The sequence below is a fragment of the Anoxybacillus dikiliensis genome (genome assembly GCF_050613275.1).
Taxonomy (GTDB): domain Bacteria; phylum Bacillota; class Bacilli; order Bacillales; family Anoxybacillaceae; genus Anoxybacillus.
Map to the genome: position 1 here is coordinate 1,825,563 of NZ_CP187112.1, position 23,617 is coordinate 1,849,179.

Here is a 23,617-nt window from a genome sequence, read left to right on the forward strand (position 1 = left end):
GTTTTATTTCTGATACCGCAAAATCGGTTTGCGGGCTGCCTTCGTTTCATCCAATCGCTTCACGACCGTTGTATGCGGTGCTTCTTGGACGATTTCCGGCGTTTCTTCCGCTTCTTTTGCGATTTGAATCATCGCGTCAATAAAAGCATCGAGCGTTTCTTTTGACTCCGTTTCCGTCGGCTCAATCATCATACACTCTTCGACAATCAACGGGAAGTAAATCGTCGGCGGATGGTAGCCGAAATCAAGCAAACGCTTCGCAATATCAAGCGTGCGCACGCCTAATTTCTTTTGTCGCTTTCCTGATAAGACAAATTCGTGTTTACAATGACGGTTGTATGGCAAATCGTAATATTCCGCTAAGCGACGCATCATGTAGTTAGCGTTTAATACTGCATATTCTGTCACTGCTTTTAAGCCGTCTGGCCCCATCGAACGAATATACGTATAGGCGCGAACGTTAATGCCAAAGTTGCCATAAAACGGCTTCACGCGACCGATCGCTTTTGGTCTGTCATAGTCGAAATAGTAGCCGTTTTCTCCCTTTTCCACCGTCGGTTTCGGTAAAAACGGAATAAGGTCCGCTTTCACGCCAACTGGACCAGAACCAGGGCCACCGCCGCCATGCGGGCCAGTAAACGTTTTATGAAGGTTTAGGTGCACGACGTCAAAGCCCATATCACCAGGGCGCGCTTTGCTTAACACCGCATTTAAGTTTGCCCCGTCGTAATACAGCTTTCCGCCTGCGGCATGCACAATTTCTGCCATTTCTAAAATATTTTCTTCAAAAAGACCAAGCGTATTTGGATTTGTGAGCATAAGCGCGGCTGTATCCGGACCGACGACGCGGCGTAAATCGTCTAAATCGACAAGCCCTTCTTCTGTCGATTTCACCGTCACCGTTTCAAATCCGGCAACTGTTGCCGACGCAGGATTTGTCCCGTGCGCCGTATCAGGGACAACGACTTTTGTGCGGTTGTAGTCGCCGTTTGCTTCATGGTAGGCGCGAATCATCATCAGTCCTGTCCATTCTCCATGCGCACCAGCAGCTGGCTGCAACGTCACCGCATCCATACCGGTAATTTCTTTTAAATGCTCTTGTAAGTCATACATTAATTCAAGTGCCCCTTGCACCGTTTCTTCCGGTTGAAGCGGGTGAATGTGGGCAAATCCAGCAAAGCGGGCAACGTTTTCATTTATTTTCGGATTGTATTTCATCGTACAAGACCCAAGCGGATAAAAGCCGGAATCAACCCCATGGTTGCGCTTTGATAGCGCTGTATAATGGCGCATAATATCAAGCTCTGACACTTCAGGAAGCTCCGGTGCTTCTTGCCGAATGTAATCGGTTGGAACGACTTGTGCAATATCGACTGCTGGTACGTCTAGTGCTGGTAAGCTATATCCGATTCGTCCTGGCTTGCTTAATTCAAAAATAAGCGGTTGATCTTTATGCATGACAATCCCCCAATTCTTTCACAAGCGTGTCGATTTCTTCTTTCGTGCGCAATTCTGTGACCGCAATTAACATGCAGTTTTGCAGTTCCGGATAATCGCGCCCGAGATCGTAGCCGCCGATGATTCCTTTTTCCAACAGCTTTTTATTTACTTCCGCTACGGGCTTGTTCAAGCGAACAACAAACTCGTTGAAAAACGGTCCTGTAAATATGACATCAAATCCATGATTAACGAACGCTTCTTTTGCATAATGCGCTTTTTGAATATTCATCGTCGCCATTTCTTTTACGCCGTTTTTGCCGAGCGCGGTCATCGCCACCGATGCAGCGAGCGCATTTAACGCTTGATTCGAGCAAATATTTGACGTCGCTTTGTCGCGGCGAATATGTTGTTCACGCGCTTGCAATGTCAAAACAAAGCCGCGTCGCCCTTCTTCATCCGTCGTTTGTCCGACAAGACGCCCTGGGATTTTGCGCATGAGCGCCGATTTCACCGCAAAATAACCGCAATGTGGACCACCGAATTGGGCTGGAATGCCAAACGGTTGCGCATCGCCAACGACGATGTCTGCACCGAACTGACCTGGTGGTGTTAATACACCTAACGCAAGCGGATTGCTTGCGACAACAAACATCCCTTTATGCGCATGAGCGATTGGTTCAATTTCTTTTAGCGGTTCGATTTGTCCGAAAAAGTTTGGATATTGCACAATGACGCATGCGACATCTTCATTCATTTCTGCTTGAAGAGCGTCAAGATCCGTTACACCATTTTTATACGGTATGTCTACCACTTCAAGCCCAGGACCTTTTGCGTACGTTTTCACGACATCATGATATTCCGGATGCACTGCGTTTGATAATAATATTTTTTTCTTTTTCGTATGCGCTGCGCTTAATAACACTGCTTCCGCTAGCGCCGTCCCGCCATCATACATGGACGAGTTGGCAACATCCATGCCCGTCAGCTCACAAATCATCGTTTGAAACTCGAAAATTGCTTGCAATTCCCCTTGGGAAATTTCTGGCTGATATGGCGTATACGCTGTATAAAATTCGGAACGTGAAATGACATGGTCAACAATCGTCGGGATGTAATGATCATACACCCCAGCTCCTAAAAATGAGGGATATGTCTTCATATTCGCATTTTTTGCGGCCAATGCCATTAATTCTTTCATTAGTTCCGGTTCTGATTTTGCCGGCTTAATGTTGTATTCGCCTTGAAAACGAACGCTTTCTGGAATATCAGAAAACAGTTCATCAATCGATTGCACACCAATCGTTTCTAACATTTGTTGCTTATCTTCTTCCGTCATTGGCAAATAACGATGAAGCATAACTCTCTCTCCTCACATTATTTTGTGCGTTTATAAAACGGCGTTGCCACTACTTTCGCTTTTAGTCGTTTCCCACGAACGTCTACTTCTACTTCTGTATCAAGAGAAGAAAACGTTGTTGAAATAAGCGCTAAACCGATATTTTTTTTAAGCGTTGGCGATTGAGTTCCTGTCGTCACAATCCCAACTTGCTCACCGTTTACATATACCGCATATCCGTAGCGCGGAATGCCTTTGTCGATCATTTCAATGCCGACAAGTTTACGTGTTGTTCCTTCTTCTTTCTGTTTCTTTAATACTTCTTTTCCGAAAAAGTCAACGTCTTTATTCGTTTTAACTGCAAATCCAAGCCCTGCTTCCATTGGTGTAATATCTTTCGCTAACTCTTGCCCATAAAGCGGCAAGCATGCTTCAAAACGAAGTGTATCGCGCGCACCGAGCCCGCACGGAAGCACTCCGTCTTCTTTTCCTGTCTCTAAAATCGCTCGCCAAAGCGCTTGGGCATCTTCTGCTCGGCAATATAGCTCAAACCCGTCTTCCCCTGTATATCCTGTCCGTGACACGAGCGCTTGAATGCCTGCGACATCGACATGATCGGCAAAAGCGAAAAATTTCATGGTAGATAAATCAACAGTCGTCAATCGTTGCAACACTTTTTCGGCAAGCGGCCCTTGTAGTGCCAGTTGCGCAATATCGTTTGAGATATTGACAAGTTCAACATCCCCAAATACATGCGCTTCAAGCCATGCAAAATCTTTTTCAATATTTGCGGCATTTACAACAAGAAGGTAATGATCGTCTCCTTTTTTATAAACAAGTAAATCATCAACTGTTCCACCGTCTTCATAGCACATAAGGGTATATTGGGCACGACCATTTGTTAATTTTGCGACATCGTTTGTCATCATTTTTTGTAAAAAGGCAAGGCTATCTTTTCCTTTCACTTCAAACTCGCCCATATGTGACACATCAAATAATCCTGCTCGCGTCCGTACGGCTTCGTGTTCCTCCTTAATGCTTGAAAATTGCACAGGTAACTCCCAACCGCCAAAATCAATCGTTTTTGCGCCATACTCTGCATACAGAGGAAATAGCGGTGTTCTTTTTAACATATGCTCCCTCCTTGTTCATAAAAAAAGACAGACGACCCCCATATTGTCATATGGTAGTCTCTGTCCTTTCACCTGAAAGTTTCCCTGTAATAGGTGTCCTCGTGGGTGGTTCACATTCGTGAACGCTCTCCAGAGCTGCGTCAAACAAGAGTTCTTTTGCCTGAGAGATTCGTGTTGCCACTTGCTCCTTCGGCGCTACATTCCGTAGTCTCTCCCCTTGTTCTCATCCGCCCGTATACAATTGTCGTTCTTGTGTCACACTACATGTAAGCACATAATGAAACAATTTTATAAACTTTCTTACGTTTTTTATTATCTTATAACTTCTCGTTTGTCGCAACATCTTTTTATAAATAAAATACGTAAATTCTTTTTGTTTTAAACAAAAATGTTCGGAAAATGAGGGATACTTATGAACGTCACAGTACATTGGGAGAAAAGTTGGAAGGACGAATTTATGACACGCATCGAACGTGATGGTCCGTGGTCAAACTGGGAGCTGTACGAGTTGGCGCTTGAATCAGCCAAAGCGTTAACTATTCCTCAGTTTGATGGACTGCAAGCGCCAAAACATTTGCCACATATAACGATTTTACCCCATCAATATGACGTTGCACGTCAAGTTGTCGAGCAAATGAACGGAAAAGCCATCTTAGCGGATGAAGTCGGGCTAGGAAAAACGATTGAAGCAGGACTAATTTTAAAAGAATATATGATTCGTGGACTTGTGAAAAAGGCGCTTATTCTCGTTCCCGCTTCTCTCGTCTCGCAATGGGTGCAAGAATTAAATGAAAAATTTTTTATTCCTGCCGTTGCCCAAAGGAAAAGCTACGTATGGGAACAATGTGACGTTGTCGTTTCATCAATCGATACAGCGAAAAAACAACCCCATCGGGATATCATTTATAAACAAACATACGATATTGTCATCATTGACGAAGCACATAAATTGAAAAACAATAAAACAAAAAACTATGAATTTGTTCAAGGATTAAAAAAGAAGTTTTGCTTACTGTTGACAGCGACACCGATCCAAAACCGCGTGGAAGAAATTTTCCATCTCGTTTCTCTACTGAAACCTGGGCATTTAGGGAATGCCGAACAATTTCAAAAAAGGTACGGAAAGCTACGCACATTACACGATGATGCCCATTTAAAAGAACTCATTCGAAAAGTAATGATTCGACATCGTCGCCACGATACAGGAATTGAATGGACGAAGCGGCACGTCGAAACGATGTTTATTGATTTTTCGGAAGCAGAACGAAACGTATATGAGACGATCCGACAATCAAAGCCACATTTTTCCGATACATCATTATCACACATTACGTTATTGCGTGAAATATGTAGTAGTAAAGAAGCTCTTTTTTGCACGTTAAAAAGCATGATGGAGCGACATCCGAACATCGAAACGACCATTGGTGCATTGTTACAAAAAATGAATGAGATCACCGAACATACAAAAGCAAAAAAAACGCTGGAACTTATTCGAAAAATCAACGATAAAGTGATTGTATTTACAGAATACCGAGCGACCCAATTGTATTTGCAATGGTTTTTGAAACAACACGGCATTTCTTCTGTACCGTTTCGTGGCGGATTTAAACGAAGTAAAAAAGATTGGATGAAAGAGCTGTTTCAACATCGCACTCAAGTGCTTATCGCGACAGAGGCAGGAGGAGAAGGAATTAACTTACAGTTTTGCAACCATGTGATTAACTACGATTTGCCTTGGAATCCGATGCGTCTAGAACAACGAATCGGGCGTGTTCATCGTCTCGGACAAACAAAAGATGTGCACATTTATAATTTTGTTGTGCGCAACACAGTCGAAGAACATGTATTTGCATTACTGTACGAAAAAATTCGTCTATTTGAACGGGTCGTCGGGGAATTAGATGACATTTTAATGAAGCTACAATCCCCAACGTTTTCGAACCATTTGGAGCGCATGATTGCTCAGTCGAAAAGTGAAGGAGAACTGAAAATTAAAATGCAAAATTTTGTAGAAATTTTAGCAAATACGGAGGAACGAACGCATGCAGCAAGATGACATCCAATCTTTTCTTGAACGTTTTTTTATCGCTACCCATTGCCCAATTCTCGAACGTAGCGATGGACATATACGTGTTCAGCTCACGGCCGAAATGGATAAACAATTAATGAATCGCCCATTTTACTGGCATTATGTTGAGCGTATCGGCGCTGTAGGTGAACCGTTGCAACTATCGCTTGTCACAAAACGATCCATTCATGAAAAAGGAGAGCATATTCATTTCGGTTCTCCACGCCTTCATCAAATTTTTTCGATTGCTAAAATGAACGGGCGATTCGTTCGGCTCTATGAACAAGTATTCGAACGATCTGTCGCTCTTCATCCGTGGCTTCATACAAATATATTACTTTCATATGAATGCGATCGGAAACAAGATCGTTTATTATCGTTAGGTATTCATCTCATTAGCGGAACAATCGTCGAGTCATTTTACGACGTGTTAAAAGAAAAACAATGGGGCGTCACCGTGCCTGATTATTGCTTTACGATTTCCCCACTTATTAAGCCAATGAGTGGACTGACACGTCTTGAAGCTTTTGTTCAACGTCTCATCGCCTCTGAAACGCATGAGTGGGCAGATGAGGCGCGCGCACGTTGGGAAGAAGACTTGGCGTTACTGCAACACTTTTATGAAGGTGTCGAAGAAAAACGAGAAGAATATGAAAATGAAAAAGAAGCGTTGCGACAAAGATATGAACCGAGAATTCACATTTCGATCATTAACGGTGGGTTATTTTATTTGCAAGCGAAATAAGGCTAATATTAGCCTTATTTTCGCTTAAATAAGAGAATAATGGCATACGGAATGACACCGAACCAACGATATAAAAATGGCTGCTTTTGCTGTTTTTTTAACTGTTTCTTTTCTTGTCTTTGTCTTTTCCGTTCATCTTTTGGTCGATCTAAATATTTCACAACTTGTTCGGTCATAAATTTAACATAGTCGTTTCCTGCCATCGTTCATCACCTCGATGCTAGTATCGTCAAAAACGAGGTGATTTAAGCAAAGATACGATGCTTTCTACGATGTCATCAATCGTACGATTTGTTGTATCGATCGTCATATGGGCTTCACGATACCACGGAAGTCTTTGTTCAAATAGCTGTTTTATTTGTTTTTGTTTATTTTCCATCAGTAGCGGTCGAGTCGTATCATCAGCTAAACGACGAAACAATTCATGTAACTCACAATGTAAATAAATGACGATTCCATGCTCGCGCATAAATTGACGATTTTCTTCTTGAATAACAATCCCGCCACCTGTTGTGATAATGACACGTTCTATTGGAAGCTTCTTTAATGTTTCCCGCTCGTATGCCCGAAATGCCTCTTCCCCCTCTTCCCTAAAAATTTCCGCAATCGTTTTTCCAACTTGTTGTTCAATATATGCATCTGTGTCGATCACAGGTAGCTGTAATACTTCTCCTAATCGTTGGCCAATCGTCGTCTTGCCCGCCCCCATAAACCCTGTTAAGTAAATCGCCCTCATATTCTCTCCCTCTCTAGTATAGTTCTTTCCATCCCGAAATGTCGCTTGTTAATACGTGAAATTGAAACTGAACGTCATAGCGAAATTGAGCATTCGTTACACATGATACATTGACAAGCCAAACATCCGCTCCGTTTTTTATTGCATTATACGTTGCCCGCCCGCGAGGAAATGAAATCGTTTGGCTTAATGATGGCACGTTTTCTGGTGCATTGGCAAGCGTTTGTTTCACATGAATAAGCGTTTGCTTCATCAAATAATCCGCTTCATACCACTTTTTCTCTTCTTCAAAAAACTGTATGTCTGTATGATACAATGCCACAGCGTGGAGAAAAAAAGCAGTTATAAGCAACGCACACATAACCGTAAACGGCAAAATAACACCTTGTTCATTTTTCATATGATCGGAAAGATGGGATAAACGCTTCATATAAATCACCCTTATCTGTGAATACTCGCATGCGAATGCCCGTTTGTTCTTTTTTATACGATATATGTTGAATAGATTGAAGCATAATTTCATGACCGGTGGCATTTACACGCCGACGAATGATCGTTCCATACTTTTCGTACGTCACACGCTCGCCCGTCCATTTATCGAATTGAATCGTTGTCTCGTGTATCCGAACGTCTTTTGATTCCCTTAGTTCCATTTTTGCTTGTTGAATAAAAACAAGCCATTCAAAATAGTGAAAGCTCCCGCGTTTTGCTGTATAGTTCAACGATAAATGAAATGCTGTTGCCAATAAAGATAAAATGATTAAAAAAACGGTAAGTGACATCAATACTTCAATTAATGTAAAGCCTTTTTCTGTTCGAATCATTGCAACAATAGCTCACATCTTTCCTTTGTTCTTTTTAGCCAATCTTCCCAACGAACACATCGCTCATTCGATCGCACAAATAATGAAAATGTACGTTTTCCCCGAACAACGACCGTTTCGTTTACACGATGTTCATTCATCATTGCCTCATATAAAATTTCATTCGCAATCGTTTCTATTTTTTTGTTTTCCCGTTCTATAGCAATAATTGTCCAATGAGCGAGTAACATAGCGATTAAACCGCTCCATAAACTAAGCGAAACGAGCAGTTCAACAAACGTGAAACCGTTACAATTTTTGTGCATACAATCTCCCTTTCCCTAATTGAAAAACGATTTTATATTTTTTATGTCCGTATGCAACAAGAAGCGTCCCTGCTTTATTAATATTGCCGTTCGGATAATAATAAATTGGCGGAGATAACGTAGCCATTTGAAATTGAAAAGGGGAAGGGAAGGAACGGGCGAGGAGCTCCTTCCCAAACGTCCCTCCTTCCTTCACTTCATAACGACATGTGTCGAAATAAAATATAATCGCTACCGTCTTTTTCCGGCTCATTGCATATTGTTGGGCATATAACATATCATTCCTAAACTGTTCTAAAAAATATTGCAGCTGTCGCTCAGCTAACACGTGCTGAAATGGTGGAACAGTAAACGACATAATGCCCGTTACAACAAAAAGAACGATTAACATTTCGATCAACGTAAAACCTCGTTCATTCACTTTCTAAAACGTCTCCTTCACTCGTGATGACAATCGCCTTTCCATTTGGACAGCGGTTGCTTTCAATATATTTTCCATCTACTAATTGTTGCACAGTCGGGATTGTTCCATGCTCCATTTCATATGCTTTCACTTGAGACTGAACCATCTTTATAAACGCTGAACATCCTTTGTTGTTAATCATACTGTTATGTTTTGTCACATTTGGGATCGTAATTAAAATCAAAATGGTAATGACCATTAATACAATTAACATTTCGATTAATGTGAATCCTTTTTCATTTCTCATATACATCCCCCTCTATATATGATTTAACAGTTGGAAAATAGGCCATAGCATAGCAACATACATCAAAATGACAAAAACGCCAATACAACTAAGCAAAAGTGGTTGAGTAATATATACAATTTTTTTCAGACGGTTTTCTAATTTTTGTAATGAAAATTGGCTATAATGAAACAATTCTTGCACTAATTCTCCATTTGACTGACCGTGACGAATGACAAATGACAGTTCCTTTTCATAATACTTCCGTTGCTGAATCATTTCATCTAACTTTTCACCTGCGCATAGTTGCTGTTTCATAATTTTCGCTTCCTCCTTCAGTAATGGGAGGTGGGATTGATGCTCGAAAATTTGTAGCGCCTCATAAATAGACAGCCCTCCTTTTAACAAGTGGCTTAATTGTAAAGAAAATACTTGCGTATGAAATGACACAATCCATGAACGGACAAGCGGGAGCTTCATAAACAAATCTATTTGCTTATGAATGGGCCATGAGCGAACGAAAAACAAATAAAACAAGCCTAAGAAAACGAACATCATGAGCACAGCAGAAAGTATACGCGGAAACCATACTGTAGCAGTAAAAATGAAAGTAGAAAAAGATGAACGAGCATGAAACGAAGAAAGAAGATGAGAAAACTGCGGAGCTAATACTTGATGAAACATGAAAAACATCACGATACAAAAACTAAAAAGAAATAACGGATAACGCAACATACGTTTCACTTGCTCAACGTAGCGTGCCCTCATTTGTCCGATTTCCCCTGCTTCTATCAATCCATGAGCAAGTTGTCCATGTTGCTCAGCAAAAAATACATATGCTAAAAGATGAGAATGAAATTGGATGCGAGAAAAAACTTCATGAATCGGCACACCTGATCGCAATGCGTGTACACAATCATCAAGATCGCGTTGCTTTGCAGGAGGCTGTTGAATTTGCAAAAACTCAATCGCTTGAGCAAGCGAATACCCTTTACTAAGCAATTTACCAAGTTGAAGGAAAAACATACTTTGCTCCTGTAACGACCAATTACAACGTCGCTTCATCTAACAACCAACTTTCAATGACGCTTTCATGTAAAAAACCGAACGCAATTCCTTTTTTAATGACATCTTTTAGTCGAGTGTACATATATGTCGCTTGCTCCCCTTTCGCTGCCCGCATCGCTTGTGCCAGTTCATTTCCGTATAGCAGTTCATAAACAGCCGCTCGCCGAACAGGTCGATACTGTCGACAAAAAGGTGAGCACTCTCCTTCACAAAACGGACATTTTAATTGTACAAGACGTTGCGCTGTTACAGCGACTAACGTTTGTGCCATTTCTTGAAATGGCACACCAAACTCAAGAAGGCGATAAATAGCCCCAACCGCATCTTTCGTATGCATAGTTGTCAACACGAGATGTCCTGTGAGTGCGGCACGCACAGCAATTTTTGCCGTTTCAGCATCACGAATTTCCCCAACCATAATGACATCTGGGTCATGGCGGAGAATCGCTTTTAACCCTGCTGCATACGTAATACCAGCTTTTTCGTTTACTTGCACTTGCAATACATCTTCGGCCCGCTTTTCAACCGGATCTTCTAGCGTGATAACATTTCGTTGAAAATGGTGACGACATACGTTTAACAAACTGTATAGCGTTGTCGTTTTTCCGGATCCAGTCGGTCCTGTAAAAATAATAAGCCCATGAGAATAGTTTAATAAGGCGAGCAACTTTTTTGCCGTTGAAGGGAAGAGCGAGAGTTGTTTAAGCGGAAGAAATGAATGTAACGGAAGTAATCGGATAACTAGGCTTTCGTCATAGATGGTAGGCAACGTTGATAACCGAAGATGTACAGTCGTGTGGGCAAGGTTCATTTCCATCGCTCCGCTTTGCGGACGACGACGTTCTCCAATATCCATATCAGCGAGAAATTTAAAGTGCGCAAGCAAACGTTCACACGTCTGTTTCGATAGCACATTTTTCGTAACGAGCATCCCCCCTAGGCGAAATTGCACGAGCGCATCTTGTTTGCGCGGAACGATGTGAATGTCGGAAGCTTGAAGCATATAAGCTTCCTCAATCAAGCGATCAGCTAACTGTTCAATTGTCCGCAACGCCATCCCCCTTTCTTCATTTTTTCGCCTTCATTATTCAACATGTTTCGTCAAATTCCTTCTTCATTCGTAAAAAATTCAAAAAAATATTCACCCATGTACGGGTGAACGTCATGAAACACATGCGCGACGATATTTTTTTGCTATGTTTTTTAACGCTGAAGGGTTATAGCCAACAACGAGCCGTTTACCATCTGTGATGATTGGACGACGAAGGAGACGGGGTTCTTTCACAAGCAGCTCAACGACTTTCGATAACGGCCACTCTTCAACATTTTCAACAAGTTGCTTAAATGATTGGCTACGCGTCGCTAAAATTTCATCAATTCCTTCCGTCGTTAATGACAATAAGTGCAACAATTCTTCATAGGTCGGTGTTTCACGAAACAAATGACGCTCACGAAATTCAATATTGTTGGCGCATAACCACTTTTTTGTTTTTCGGCACGATGTACAACTCGGGTGCATATATACAGTCAGCATGACAACACACTCCTCTCTCCACTCATGTTATACATATTGTACAATGTTTGTTTAACATTTGTACAGAAATTTGTTTTAAAACTTTGTGAACGTTGCAAAAAGATAAGGAAAAAGACCTATATATGCATTTCCATTGTGGAAATACATGTATTATAATGTAAATGAATGAACATATAGGAGTGAGACATAATGGACCAAGTACTAAAAATCACAAGCGTCCTTGCCGATCCAACTCGTTACGAAATTTATCAGTATATTGCTAGAAAACACCAAGAAGTAACCGTTCAAGAAATTGCTGATGCTTTTCATATTCATCCAAACGTCGCTCGTCTTCATTTAACAAAACTTGAGGATGTCAATATGCTTGTATCCGAAACGAAAAAGACAGGAAAAGGTGGAAGACCGAGCAGACTATACCGCCTATCTGATGATGTCATTCAGCTTCACTTTCCGTTTCGCGACTACCAGCTGCTATCAAAAATTGCGATCCATGCGATGATGAAACTCGGAGAAGCAGGGAAACAAGCGCTGTATGAAACAGGAAAGTTATTCGGTCAAGAACTTGTACAACAACACGTTCAATCGATGCAAACGCTTGATCAATTAAGTGTGGAAGAAAAAATGAACATTTTACAAAAAGCGGCCGAAGCAGCAGGATTTTATCCGACGTTCCATTATAGCGAACATCAAGGGAAAATTTATTTTGAAATTTTCAACTGTCCGTTTAAAGAACTTGCATTTTCACATCCGGATTCCGTCTGTTATATGCATAATGCCTTTTTAAAAGGGATGTTAGAAGTATTGTTTACAAACGCTGAGCTAGTCACAGAAGAAATTATGCCATCAGGCTGCAATTCATGTACGTATCAAGCCATCCTAAAAAAATAGAACGTTTACACAACCATTTCAAGTACATTATAATAAGTAAGGGAAACGGTCAGAAAAGGAGGGATACATATGGATCGTATGTTCCGCGTCTTGTCATTTTGGACAGGAATTTTTGCTGTCATGTTTTATCTTGGCCATATGCATACAACGTCATTATTGTTCCTCGGCCAAACAGGATTCTTTCTTTTGTTAAGCTACTTAAAATTAACAGAAAGAATGTACATTTACATTTTCGGTGCGTATTTAACGGTCTTTTTTGCCGGATTTACGTACTGGACAACGTTTATGATGGTCCCTGGTATGGGCGAGTAAAAAGCGATGAGTGCACCTCATCGCTTTTTTATGTAAAAATTGGAACATTTATTTTCTTTTGTTGAACCATCACTTGAAATGCTTTCCCGATATCGCTCATAACGAGTGCTCGGATGGCGCGATTATGTCGACTTTGCTCAGAAAACGGATTCGGATCATCATGTTCAATGAGTTTATTTAAAATACCTGCCCGCAATAAAAACTCATCTTGACGCCATAAATGGATAAATGCCCAGCCCGCTTGCTCCCCATAAAAACGTAACGCATCCCATTGAATATGCGTCGTAAGATCCATTTCTCCCGGATAGCGAAGCGGATCATCAATAAGCTGATGGCGGTAATAACCACGTAAACTCCCCTGTTTTCGTGCTGGATGTTTCCACTCTTCATCTGTATACCCATAATCAACTGTAAAAATGATCGCCTCATCAATTGCTTGATCAAGCTCAAAAATAAACTTTTTCATCGCTAACGGGATTTCAAATCGTTGCCCATCAACGAGCTGAATGTTCCGCTCCACGATATATTCAACAATTTCTTCGTTTTCAAGCGGAGCGCACTGTTCAACAAGCCGATCTTCCTCTACTGCAATAAAACATTCAAATATTTGGCCGTTCCGTTTTTCAATGACATGAACAGGAAAAGCGTCAAATAATTCATTGCTAAATACGATTCCACAAAAAGGAGTAGAAAGCTCAGCAAAACTCGAAACAATATGTACGTGATCAATCCATGAAGCGAGTGTTTCCTCTTGTTTTTTCCGATGATACGGACTTGTTTCAACGATCGTATATTTGCCTTTTTCAAACGTGTCCGGCGATTGGCGCTTCCACTGTTCTAAAACGGCATAAGCAAATCGACCTGTCCCTCCGCCGATTTCACATATAAATGGCGGAACATCATATGTTTCTATTAAACGAATAAACACGCCCGCGAATACATGCCCAATGATATGTCCGACGTTGCTCGTTGTAATAAAATCTCCTGCACGTCCGATTTTTTCTTTTTGTTGCATATAATATCCGTATTGTTCATCATACAACGCTAACTTCATGTAATCGGCATATGACAAACGTTGGTTTCTCATTTTTTCTAACATTTTTTATCTACACCCTTTTTCACTATTGACATAGTGTTAAATTTGTTATATTGTTAAATTAGTAGCTTAACTATATCCCCTCCCATTATAGGAATAAAAACATCCCCCAAACCCCCTTCTCTGTATGGAGAAGGGATTTTTTTTGCCTAAAAACCGTTCAAAAACGGATTCGTATCCATCTCTGCCCCGATCGTTGTTTCTGGACCATGACCACATAACACAACCGTTTCTTCAGGAAGAACAAGGAGCTGGCGATGTATACTTTGCAACAGCTGTTCGTAATTTCCTCCTGGTAAATCGGTGCGACCGATACTTCCTGAAAATAATACGTCCCCTGACACGATTGCTTGAGCGTCTTCTACGTAGTACGATACACTACCCGGAGAATGTCCCGGTGTTTCAAGCACTTGAAGCGAGAAATCACCAATCGTCAACGTTTGCTCTTCTTCAAGCAACACGTCAGCTTCGTTTACAGTAATCGTTTCTCCCATAAACAATAAAGAGCCATTTTTCATTGGATCTGTGAGCCAATGTTGTTCTTTTTTATGTACATATACAGGAATCGACCATTGGTTTCTTACATCGTCCACAGCTCCAATATGATCAAAATGAGCATGTGTGAGCAACACAGCTAACGGTGTCCAACGGTTTGCCAAAATATGTTGAATTAATTTTTCTCCTTCGCTACCTGGATCAAAAATTAAACACGTCCCATTTTCATGAACAAGCACATACGCATTTGTTTGCAATGGACCTAAAGGAATCCGCTCCCACTTCATCTCATTTCCCCGCTTTCTGTATATTCTATCCTCATTGTACACGAACAACATACGTTTTGCACCTCGACAAACGCAACAAAAACGATTACAATGAAAAAGGAATAATTGGTGTACATAAGGAGGGGAAGTTATGCCAACAGGAATTATTTTAGTGGTGATTTTTACGTTAGTCACATTGCTCGCTGCTTACGGTGTGATCCGTTCGTTGCGCGAGAAAAATTTCCTTGGCGTATTGCTCGGGATCGGCACTGTTGCTGTATTCGGTTGGTTTACAATTATGACTGTTATTCATCACGGATATCCAGTTGCCCATTAAAAAGACGCCAACGTATCGGCGTCTTTTTACGTACGAGCAAGAGCGGTCATAAAAATACCGAGGCTTTCATTGTAAATAGAATGAAATTGGGAAAACGGAAGCGGGTTGACCCCTTCGCCAAGCTCGATTGTATACCCACATCGCTTCCAATTGAAAATAAACCAATCGCGATATCCTGCATGGCTGTCAATATAACGAACAGGTACATACCCACTCCACTTCGCAAATTCATTCACTTCTTCTTCTGCTTCGGGCGGCTCACATTGTTCATATCCCCAATAAATTTCTTTTCCTTGCGTATGAAAAGCTAATACTTTTAAAAAATCACGCTCCATTGTCAACGTTGCCATCGCTTGCACTTCTGGTTCCGTTAACGGAGAAAAACCAGGGAAATCACGAGGAGCGGGGGCTTTCGGAACTTTTCTTTCTTTCTCTACTTCCCATTTCGCAGGAAATTGATTGTTTAAGTCTATCCCCCGAATGTTTGCTTTCCATTGTGAAAAATCTTCACTTCCTTCATTGATGCGCAGCACTTCTTCTTCATAATGTTGAGCCGCTTTCCTTCCATGTAACACAAGATCAACTCCATCTGGATTTACCATCGGCACAATTGATAACGTCGTTTTTTTATACAATGATTGCACATCGTATCCACAAAGATGTTGTTTATTCTTGAATGCTTGCACATAGTCGCGCACAAACGCCATCACAACTGCTGATGTAATCCATTCATTCGCATGAAAAGACGCGTTCATATGCACATATGTTTCTCCTTCGCCAATTTGCAATTCAATGATCGGTTTGTTTAGCACACTTCGTCCAATTTCATGTATCCGAACAATCGAATGATGTTTTAGCTGTTCGATATCACGCATCAATGTCGAAAAATCGTACATCGCTCTCTCCCCCTTGTTGCATTGTATGAACGATACATTTGTCCGTATGTATAGCTAAAAAGAAAAAAAGCTAGCCCTGTCTTAAGAGCTAGCTTATTGTTTATTTTCTTGTTGTTTATTGTAGAAACGCAACAAGTCACCATATACAATTTTGTCAGAGTAATCAAGCTCTTGCCGCGCCTTCTCCATATACGGCTCGCAATAAGATACATCGACTTCTGTTCCTGTTTTTTTATCGTAACATGCGTTTTTCGTATATACATAATCTTTTGTCACGAAGCTACCGTCACGAAGAACAACAAAGTCAAGTTTGTCTTTTGAGAATAAATCTTCACCAAAATGAATTTGATTGCGTGTATCAACGCCTAGCAAATGAAGCAATGTCGGCTTCACATCAATTTGTCCAGACACTTTTGAAATCACTTTCGGCTTTTTATCTGTCACACCTGGAATATGGATGATCAACGGAACGCGTTGCAATTGAACGTGATCAAATGGCGTAATTTCATCTTTACCTAAATATTGAGCCATCGCTTTATTATGGTTCTCCGAAATGCCGTAATGGTCGCCGTAAAGAATGATGATAGAATTTTCATACAATCCTTCTTTTTTCAGCTTCTCAATAAATACTTTTAACGCCTCGTCCATATACCGAACCGTTGGGAAATAACGGTTTAACGTTCGGCTATTTGATGTGTACTCTGGAACCATTTTATCTTCTTCCCCTAATTCAAACGGGAAGTGGTTCGTTAATGTAATAAACTTTGTATAAAATGGTTGTGGCAATGTTTTTAAATGTTCGACAGATTGTTCAAAAAACGGGATGTCTTTTAATCCCCAGCCAACTGAATTTTCTTCCGTGATGTTATAATCAGTCATCGAGAAGAAGCGATCATACTTCATTGATTGATACATTACATCACGATTCCAAAAGCTTTTATTGTTAGCATGGAACACAGCCGAGTAATAGCCGTAGTTTTTCAATATTTCTGGCGTTGCGTTATACTCATTTGTCGCATGTGTGAAAAAGACAGCACCACGACCAAGTGGGTATAACGAGTTTTCAATGAGAAACTCAGCATCAGATGTTTTTCCTTGTCCTGTTTGATGATAAAAGTTATCAAAGTAATAACTTTGTTTAATAAAGTCATTTAAAAACGGCGTAATTTCTTGTCCATTTACAGTATTGTTAATGACAAAACTTTGTAACGACTCCATCGAAACGATGATGACGTTGCGACCTTTTGCAATGCCGAACAATTGTTTATTCGGTGCTTTTTCGTTGGCATTAATGTAGTTTTGAATATCTGCTAATTCGCTACTATCCGCTAATGCACGCTGCGCTTTTGAACGCGACTGCAAAATAATATCATACACATGATAGTTGTATATACCTAAGTTTTTAATTAACATTTCGCGGTCAAACGTGCGTGTTAATAATTGTGGGCGTTCCGTTTCCGCCAATCCTAGGTTAAATAACGCAAGTGCCACTGTCGCAATAAAATACGTGCGGCGGAATCGTTTTGTCGCTGGCACATACTGTGCAATGGACACTTTTTTATACGCCATCCAAGCAAGCAACACAACATCAAGGAAAAAGAATATGTCAGAAACGTTCATCAATTCAAATACACTATTTCCTAAATCGCCCATGTTGTTCGTTTGGAACAGCACAGGAATGGTAATAAAGTCGCTAAAGAATCGGTAAAACATGACGTTCGCATACAAAACGAATGAAACAATGAAACTTGTGATGACAATATAGCGATTCCGTCTTTTTTCGCTCATAAATAAAGCAAGCCCAAAAATAAATAACAGGAAGCTTAATGGACTAATAAATAAAATGAACTCCTGCTTCCATGACTCAATTTTTATATCGAAACTATTTTTATAGACTAAATACGTCTTTAACCATAAAAGCAATACCGTTAAAAGAACAAAACGGTAGTTTTTCATATGCTCTCCCTCCTTTAATCCATTCACATCCGATGCTCATTCTATGCTGTATGAGGCACATCCGTTTTTTTACATTTTTTTATCTTAACCAAAGACAATATTAATACTTTCTTAACAAAAAAGCAACTGTTATCTTAAACGATAAGCGATATAATAGACAAGTCGCGCATCCACATACGACTGTTTTACACCTTTTCTTATGAAAATGCAAGACGTTTTTTACCGACAAATTTTCGACAAAAAAACAGACGATTTTCTCGTCTGTTTTTACAATATATTTGTTTTCACAAGCCATGCCCCACCAATCACGCCCGCATCGTTTCCAAGCGTAGCAATGACGATGTCGGCAGCCTCAGCAACGCGCGGAAACGCAAAACGTTTAAAATGACGAGCAACCGCTTGCGCTAATAAATCTCCCGCTTTGGAAACGCCGCCACCGATCACAATTTTTTCTGGATTTAAACCGTTCGCTAAGTTCGCAAGCGCTAAGCCGAGATGAAATGTCACTTCATCGACGATTTGTAACGCGAATGCATCGTTTTCTTTCGCTGCATCAAACACATCTTTTGCTGTAATAGCCCCTGTTTCGTTCCATACATGGCGCAAACGGCTTCGTTCATCCGTTTGTTGTAACCGTTCTGTCGCAATACGGACGATACCTGTGGCTGAAGCAATCGTCTCTAAACATCCTGTTTTGCCGCAATTACAAGGCGCTCCTCCTTCTGGAATGGAAGTGATATGCCCAATTTCTCCGCCAGCACCGTTTGTTCCGTGCACGATTTGACCGTTTACAATCACACCGCCACCAACACCTGTGCCAAGCGTAACGAGAATTAAATTTTTCGCGCCATCCCCTGCTCCTTTCCACATTTCCCCAATTGCTGCAATGTTGGCATCGTTATCGACGATGACAGGAAGTCCTGTTTCCATTTCTAATCGGTCTTTCAAAGGGAAGTTTTTCCAACCTAAATTTACTGCTTCATAAATGTCTCCTGTCGCCATATTGACTGGCCCAGGTGCACCGATGCCAATACCGACAAGACGCTCTTTTGATTCATCTAATTCACGCAACTTTTCATCAATCGCTTTTGCAATATGTGTTGTAATATGTTTCCCTTGTTCCGATTTATCTGTAGGAATTTCCCACTTGCAAATGATTTCCCCATACATATTCACGAACGCCAATTTTACCGTCGTTCCACCTAAATCTACACCGACTAACCATTGTTCCATTGCTCTTTCATCCCTTTTTCTCTTTTTTCTCGTTCAACTTGCGCTTCATGACGCAAAATGAGAAGCGCCATTTGATAATCTTTCACGTCGATGAGCTGCGCTTGAAATAATTCTTTCACTTCTTCTTCCATCAACTCTAAATCAGCAAGGCGATCACCGACGTAAATGATCGTTCCATATTTTTTTAACAACTGTTGCACATCATATACAGATTTCATTTTCTTCACCTATGTGTATAAGCGTTTTCAATCTACATATTCTAAATGTATAAGGAAAACAAAAGGTCGTCAAGAACTGAACAATGACTTTGCGATATTTTTCACATTTTTACCGGTCTGGATCTCTCGGATGTAAGACAGTTGGACGACGATTTTTTAACGGAATCGGTGAGCGAATAAGTACATCGCGCATTCCTCGATACGAAAATGGAATAAACGGCCATAAATACGGAACACCGAACGATTGCATGCGCGCAAGCATCACAAGCCATATCGTAATCCCAACGACATATCCAACGACACCAAATAACGCAGTTACGATAAGCAAGGCAAGGCGAACGAGCCGGTTCGCTAATCCGAGTTCATAACTTGGTGTTGCAAACGTCCCAATAGTAGCCATCGCAAAATATAAAATGACTTCGTTAGAAAATAAGCCAACTTCTACCGCAATTCCACCAATCATTAGCGCAGCAACGAGTCCAAGGGCTGTCGCTAAGGCAGATGGGGTGTGAATGGCTGCCATCCGCAACATATCTAGTCCAAATTCGATGAGCAATATTTGTCCAAACAACGGAATGTTTCCTTCACTTGATTTTGCAACGAACGATAAAGCGTGTGGAACGAGTTGTGGCGTTTTCATCCACATATACCAAAGCGGCAATAAAAAAATAGATAGCCATACCGCAAGAAAACGAACGAAACGTAAATATGCGCCAACAATCGGCTTATTCCTGTATTCCTCCGCGTGTTGTAAATGATGCCAAAACGTTGCTGGTGTAATTAATACACTCGGAGATCCATCAACAAAAATAAGCACGTGCCCTTCATATAAATGAGCAGCAGCTGTATCTGGCCTTTCAGTATACCGAACGACAGGATACGGATTGAAGTGCCTTCCCGAAATAAATTCCTCCACTGTTTTTTCTCCCATCGGCAAACCGTCTGTATCAATTTTGGCTAATGATTGCTTTACTTCTTCAACAATCGTCGAATTTGCAATATCTTCAATATAACAAATACATACATCTGTTTTTGAACGGCGACCAATTTGCATATATTCCATTCGTAATGAACGGTCGCGTACTCGTCGTCTCGTTAAAGCTGTGTTAAATACAATTGTTTCCACGTATCCATCACGTGCCCCCCGAACGACACGTTCCATATCTGGTTCTTGCGGTCCGCGTACTGGATATGTGCGTGCATCAATTAAAATCGCCTTTGCCATCCCATCTACGAACAAAGCTGTCGGTCCTGCAAGCACACCATCAATGACCCGCTCGAAATTATCTGTTTCATCCAATTCAACATATGGAAGATGCGTTCTTAATAACTTATTTAACGGTTGCTCATCTAACGCCCCATCCGGTAATTCAGATAACAGTTTCATTAAGTAATGGAGAATATCGTCTTTGACAAATCCGTCAATCATAAATAACGCCATATCTTTTCCAGCATAATGCACATCTAAATAAATGACGTCAAAACTTTTCCCTACCCCAAGCTTTTCTTTCATATATAAAACGTTTTCTGAAAGACGTGAAGATACTCGATTCACTTCGATCACCCACCTTACATTTACTACCATCCATCTTTGACATATCACCATTCATTCATACATATTTCCTTTCATGCACACATACATTTTTTATAAATGTAAGCTTGACCGGAGGAATGAGATGAAACGTCTATTATCACTTTTTATATTGCTGTTCGTGTTTGTCGTTATTATCCAAACGTTTGAGCGACCAGCTCGTGAGACGATTATGTTTTTTCCGATCGATCCAACTGTTCGCTTTACGCAGACGCAAACGAAATTATCGTTGCACCCAAAAAAGAAAGAAACACGCTACATCATCGATTGGATCGTCACTTCATCGCTCGATCGAACCGCCTACTTACGACAAGATATTTCTTTGTTATTTGCTAATGGGCGGCTTATTGCTATCCAATCGAAATGGAAAGAAAACGGAAAAAAACTTATTCAACAAAAACAACTCGAACAAAAAGGAAGTCGATTATTTCAAGCTATTTCATACCATCAAGGGGAACTGCATAACGGCAATGATATTCGAAGTAGTCAAAAAATGAGCGGAGATGTATTATATGTGATAGACTCATCCTTTGCACTGCTTCAATCGTTTCACAAGCCAGCGACGAACGAACAAAAAAAATGGGCTAGCACATTAAATAAACAAACACAAGCCATTGTCAACAAAGCCGCTAACCAAATGGCAACCATCTTGTCAAAGGACGATTATTACCATTTGTACTTAACCGAGCTTGTTCAATATAATGAACAGCCATTTATGGATTTAACGACAAATGAAACAGAGACGATGATCGGAAACTTATGGGAAGGATTATACAAAAATTATTTTTTAGGCATAAAAAAACAGAACGGTTCGATGGAATCCCCAATCGGCAGCACCGTTCCGCTTATTTTAATTAAAAAAGATTACAGCAAGCTGTTTGTCGTGACAGAAACAGCAGATGGAGAACTGATCATATTAAAGCAATTGCTCGATTTCAAACAATAATTGTTTATATTGTTCATCGTCTGGATGAATGTGCAATGCACGTTCTACTGCTTGTTTTGCTTTTTCATAATTTTTTTCTTCTGCATACAATAACGCTAAATAATAAAATGCTTCATGAAAACGGTCGTTTTTTTCAATGGCAGCATATAAATACCGTTTCGCAGCATCGTAATCTTTTTGTTGAATACGAATATACGCACGTAAAAAATCTGCTTGATATGCTTGTGCATCTCGTTCATTGATGATTGTCAACATTTGTTCAGCTTCACCGTATGCCTGTTCATCGATGTACTGCTTTGACAACGCCAAAATGAGTTGCGCTTGATCTGCTGGCGGTCGTTGAAAGCCAATATATAAACAAATAGCGGTGACGACCCCTGTGAACAAAGCAGCCAACCATTGTCCAAGACGGGCACGCTCTTTTGGAAGATGGACAATGCTTGCAGCTAAAAATCCACCGATTAAGCCGCCAATATGGCCGGCATTATCGATATTTGGAACAACGAGACCAAACGCTAAATTAATCCCAATGACCGTCAACACATTCATGCCGATTGTTCGAAAAAACAAATGTGGATGCACCTTTCCGAAATACAGCAAAGCTCCAAAACACCCGAAAATCGCCCCAGACGCTCCCGCAGATACGGATGAAGAAAATAAAAAGCTAGCGAGCGAGCCTGAAAAACCAGCAAAAAGATAAATGGCTAAAAAGCGAAACGAACCGTACAATTTTTCAACAAGCGGGCCTAAATAATATAATGCAAACGTATTCATAAGCAGATGTACAAAACCGATATGCAAAACGATCGGGGTAAAAAAGCGCCACCACTCCCCTTGTAAAATGAGCGGGTTAAATTTCGCACCGTATTCAATAAGTGTTAACGTATTTGTACTTCCACCGTTCCATTCTAAAACAAAAAACATCACAATTTGCAAGGCGATGAATACGTATGTAAATCTCGTTTTTCCACGCTCAAATATGCGCCGTTCATTTTCATACAATCGTTCAGCAAACGACAAAACGTGCTGTTTAAATGCTCGTAATTCGTCTTGTAACATCGGGGAGTCATCCGGTATATATACTTTCAATGATTGGTGAAACAATGCGCTTAGTTCATGTAGTACGGCATACATATTGTTTATATGCACCACAAATGTTTTCATATGTACTCGTTCAGTCGTTAACGGGCGATGAACGTACAGCTCCCAATCGTCAACAGGAGGGTACATCATGACATATACGTTAACAACTTGAAGCTGACGGCGAAATTGCCCCCGCCGCCATTCATCAACGGCTGTCATGGCGCGTTGCATATCATTTTTTAATGATACGCTCCAATCGATGTCCGTACGAACGAGACGAACGAGTGGGGCTTTTCGTTCACGCGTAGACTGCAACCAAACTTCTCGTTCGTCAGGCGATAAATACACGATTTCATAGTTCGCTTGCAAAAATTGAAACGTCATTTGCCAATATACAAAATCAAAGCGAATGCTCAACCTTC

Annotated in this window: 27 protein-coding genes and 1 riboswitch; of the genes, 6 read left to right on the plus strand and 21 right to left on the minus strand. The window is 40.7% G+C overall.

The window, feature by feature from the left end; all coding sequences use genetic code 11:
- Positions 1-3: 3 nt before the first annotated feature.
- From gcvPB to gcvT, 3 genes are read right to left on the minus strand one after another with little or no spacing between them, the layout of a single operon-like run.
- Positions 4-1,458, minus strand: coding sequence for an aminomethyl-transferring glycine dehydrogenase subunit GcvPB (gcvPB, locus tag ACPF7I_RS09665; RefSeq protein ID WP_430743575.1), 1,455 nt, complete (start codon positions 1,456-1,458; stop codon positions 4-6).
- A complete protein-coding gene (gene gcvPA / locus ACPF7I_RS09670; protein WP_430743573.1) occupies positions 1,451-2,797 on the minus strand; it encodes an aminomethyl-transferring glycine dehydrogenase subunit GcvPA in 1,347 nt (448 codons plus the stop codon). The genes gcvPB and gcvPA overlap by 8 nt, the downstream gene beginning before the upstream one ends.
- Before the next feature lie 17 nt (positions 2,798-2,814).
- Positions 2,815-3,909 (minus strand): glycine cleavage system aminomethyltransferase GcvT, encoded by a 1,095-nt coding sequence (gene gcvT, locus ACPF7I_RS09675; RefSeq protein WP_430743571.1) that lies wholly within the window; start codon positions 3,907-3,909, stop codon positions 2,815-2,817.
- Between the two features lie 138 nt (positions 3,910-4,047).
- Positions 4,048-4,136, minus strand: a riboswitch (glycine riboswitch).
- 185 nt (positions 4,137-4,321) lie between these two features.
- Between gcvT and ACPF7I_RS09680 the strand changes: the two genes are divergently transcribed.
- Together ACPF7I_RS09680 and ACPF7I_RS09685 are read left to right on the plus strand one after the other, a co-directional pair.
- Positions 4,322-5,965, plus strand: coding sequence for a DEAD/DEAH box helicase (locus tag ACPF7I_RS09680; RefSeq protein WP_430743569.1), 1,644 nt, complete (start codon positions 4,322-4,324; stop codon positions 5,963-5,965).
- Positions 5,952-6,722 (plus strand): YqhG family protein, encoded by a 771-nt coding sequence (locus ACPF7I_RS09685; protein ID WP_430743568.1) that lies wholly within the window; start codon positions 5,952-5,954, stop codon positions 6,720-6,722. The genes ACPF7I_RS09680 and ACPF7I_RS09685 overlap by 14 nt, the downstream gene beginning before the upstream one ends.
- A 14-nt stretch (positions 6,723-6,736) precedes the next feature.
- Here ACPF7I_RS09685 and ACPF7I_RS09690 read toward each other — a convergent pair whose 3' ends face one another.
- From ACPF7I_RS09690 to ACPF7I_RS09735, 10 genes are all read right to left on the minus strand, one after another.
- Positions 6,737-6,925: a YqzE family protein gene (locus ACPF7I_RS09690; RefSeq protein WP_430743567.1), complete on the minus strand. Its 189-nt coding sequence runs from the start codon at positions 6,923-6,925 to the stop codon at positions 6,737-6,739.
- Between the two features lie 26 nt (positions 6,926-6,951).
- Complete coding sequence (locus ACPF7I_RS09695) at positions 6,952-7,458, minus strand: shikimate kinase (protein WP_430743565.1); 507 nt, start codon at positions 7,456-7,458, stop codon at positions 6,952-6,954.
- A 13-nt stretch (positions 7,459-7,471) separates the two neighbouring features.
- A complete protein-coding gene (gene comGG, locus ACPF7I_RS09700) occupies positions 7,472-7,888 on the minus strand; it encodes a competence type IV pilus minor pilin ComGG (protein ID WP_430743563.1) in 417 nt (138 codons plus the stop codon).
- Positions 7,848-8,282, minus strand: a complete 435-nt coding sequence (comGF, locus tag ACPF7I_RS09705; RefSeq protein WP_430743561.1) for a competence type IV pilus minor pilin ComGF — start codon at positions 8,280-8,282, stop codon at positions 7,848-7,850. Before comGF ends, comGG begins: the two co-directional genes overlap by 41 nt.
- A complete protein-coding gene (gene comGE / locus ACPF7I_RS09710) occupies positions 8,279-8,587 on the minus strand; it encodes a competence type IV pilus minor pilin ComGE (protein ID WP_430743559.1) in 309 nt (102 codons plus the stop codon). The genes comGF and comGE overlap by 4 nt, the downstream gene beginning before the upstream one ends.
- A complete protein-coding gene (gene comGD, locus ACPF7I_RS09715; protein ID WP_430743557.1) occupies positions 8,571-9,008 on the minus strand; it encodes a competence type IV pilus minor pilin ComGD in 438 nt (145 codons plus the stop codon). The genes comGE and comGD overlap by 17 nt, the downstream gene beginning before the upstream one ends.
- A complete protein-coding gene (gene comGC / locus ACPF7I_RS09720) occupies positions 9,001-9,303 on the minus strand; it encodes a competence type IV pilus major pilin ComGC (RefSeq protein ID WP_430743555.1) in 303 nt (100 codons plus the stop codon). The genes comGD and comGC overlap by 8 nt, the downstream gene beginning before the upstream one ends.
- Before the next feature lie 6 nt (positions 9,304-9,309).
- Positions 9,310-10,341 (minus strand): competence type IV pilus assembly protein ComGB, encoded by a 1,032-nt coding sequence (gene comGB, locus ACPF7I_RS09725; RefSeq protein ID WP_431018971.1) that lies wholly within the window; start codon positions 10,339-10,341, stop codon positions 9,310-9,312.
- Positions 10,325-11,395 (minus strand): competence type IV pilus ATPase ComGA, encoded by a 1,071-nt coding sequence (gene comGA, locus ACPF7I_RS09730; protein WP_430743551.1) that lies wholly within the window; start codon positions 11,393-11,395, stop codon positions 10,325-10,327. The genes comGB and comGA overlap by 17 nt, the downstream gene beginning before the upstream one ends.
- A gap of 111 nt (positions 11,396-11,506) precedes the next feature.
- A complete protein-coding gene (locus tag ACPF7I_RS09735; protein ID WP_430743549.1) occupies positions 11,507-11,878 on the minus strand; it encodes a Spx/MgsR family RNA polymerase-binding regulatory protein in 372 nt (123 codons plus the stop codon).
- A 189-nt stretch (positions 11,879-12,067) separates the two neighbouring features.
- On the opposite strand from ACPF7I_RS09735, the gene ACPF7I_RS09740 reads away from it, so the two are divergent.
- Positions 12,068-12,766 carry a helix-turn-helix transcriptional regulator gene (locus ACPF7I_RS09740; protein ID WP_430743547.1) on the plus strand — a complete coding sequence of 233 codons (699 nt, stop codon included), beginning with the start codon at positions 12,068-12,070 and terminating at the stop codon, positions 12,764-12,766.
- A gap of 69 nt (positions 12,767-12,835) precedes the next feature.
- A complete protein-coding gene (locus ACPF7I_RS09745; protein WP_004889537.1) occupies positions 12,836-13,078 on the plus strand; it encodes a DUF2626 domain-containing protein in 243 nt (80 codons plus the stop codon).
- Positions 13,079-13,106: 28 nt separating this feature from the next.
- Here the strand turns inward: ACPF7I_RS09745 and ACPF7I_RS09750 are convergent, their stop codons facing one another.
- Together ACPF7I_RS09750 and ACPF7I_RS09755 are read right to left on the minus strand one after the other, a co-directional pair.
- Positions 13,107-14,177: a class I SAM-dependent methyltransferase gene (locus ACPF7I_RS09750; RefSeq protein ID WP_430743545.1), complete on the minus strand. Its 1,071-nt coding sequence runs from the start codon at positions 14,175-14,177 to the stop codon at positions 13,107-13,109.
- Between the two features lie 146 nt (positions 14,178-14,323).
- Entirely contained in the window at positions 14,324-14,956 is a 633-nt protein-coding gene (locus ACPF7I_RS09755) for an MBL fold metallo-hydrolase (RefSeq protein ID WP_430743543.1), read from the minus strand.
- Positions 14,957-15,086: 130 nt separating this feature from the next.
- On the opposite strand from ACPF7I_RS09755, the gene ACPF7I_RS09760 reads away from it, so the two are divergent.
- Positions 15,087-15,272, plus strand: a complete 186-nt coding sequence (locus ACPF7I_RS09760; RefSeq protein ID WP_009373955.1) for a DUF2759 domain-containing protein — start codon at positions 15,087-15,089, stop codon at positions 15,270-15,272.
- 26 nt (positions 15,273-15,298) lie between these two features.
- Here ACPF7I_RS09760 and ACPF7I_RS09765 read toward each other — a convergent pair whose 3' ends face one another.
- From ACPF7I_RS09765 to ACPF7I_RS09785, 5 genes are all read right to left on the minus strand, one after another.
- On the minus strand, positions 15,299-16,168 hold the full coding sequence (locus ACPF7I_RS09765) for a M14 family metallopeptidase (RefSeq protein WP_430743541.1): 870 nt from the start codon (positions 16,166-16,168) through the stop codon (positions 15,299-15,301).
- Positions 16,169-16,261: 93 nt separating this feature from the next.
- Positions 16,262-18,124 (minus strand): LTA synthase family protein, encoded by a 1,863-nt coding sequence (locus ACPF7I_RS09770; protein WP_430743539.1) that lies wholly within the window; start codon positions 18,122-18,124, stop codon positions 16,262-16,264.
- A 267-nt stretch (positions 18,125-18,391) separates the two neighbouring features.
- The gene (locus tag ACPF7I_RS09775; protein WP_430743537.1) at positions 18,392-19,357 is read right to left on the minus strand and encodes an ROK family glucokinase; all 966 of its coding nucleotides are present in this window, start codon (positions 19,355-19,357) and stop codon (positions 18,392-18,394) included.
- Positions 19,342-19,575, minus strand: a complete 234-nt coding sequence (locus ACPF7I_RS09780; protein ID WP_430743535.1) for a YqgQ family protein — start codon at positions 19,573-19,575, stop codon at positions 19,342-19,344. Before ACPF7I_RS09780 ends, ACPF7I_RS09775 begins: the two co-directional genes overlap by 16 nt.
- Before the next feature lie 109 nt (positions 19,576-19,684).
- On the minus strand, positions 19,685-21,088 hold the full coding sequence (locus tag ACPF7I_RS09785; RefSeq protein ID WP_430745915.1) for a spore germination protein: 1,404 nt from the start codon (positions 21,086-21,088) through the stop codon (positions 19,685-19,687).
- A gap of 163 nt (positions 21,089-21,251) precedes the next feature.
- On the opposite strand from ACPF7I_RS09785, the gene ACPF7I_RS09790 reads away from it, so the two are divergent.
- Positions 21,252-22,112: a hypothetical protein gene (locus tag ACPF7I_RS09790; protein WP_430743533.1), complete on the plus strand. Its 861-nt coding sequence runs from the start codon at positions 21,252-21,254 to the stop codon at positions 22,110-22,112.
- Here ACPF7I_RS09790 and ACPF7I_RS09795 read toward each other — a convergent pair.
- A complete protein-coding gene (locus tag ACPF7I_RS09795) occupies positions 22,083-23,612 on the minus strand; it encodes a rhomboid family intramembrane serine protease (RefSeq protein WP_430743531.1) in 1,530 nt (509 codons plus the stop codon). The genes ACPF7I_RS09790 and ACPF7I_RS09795 overlap by 30 nt on opposite strands.
- Positions 23,613-23,617: the final 5 nt, after the last annotated feature.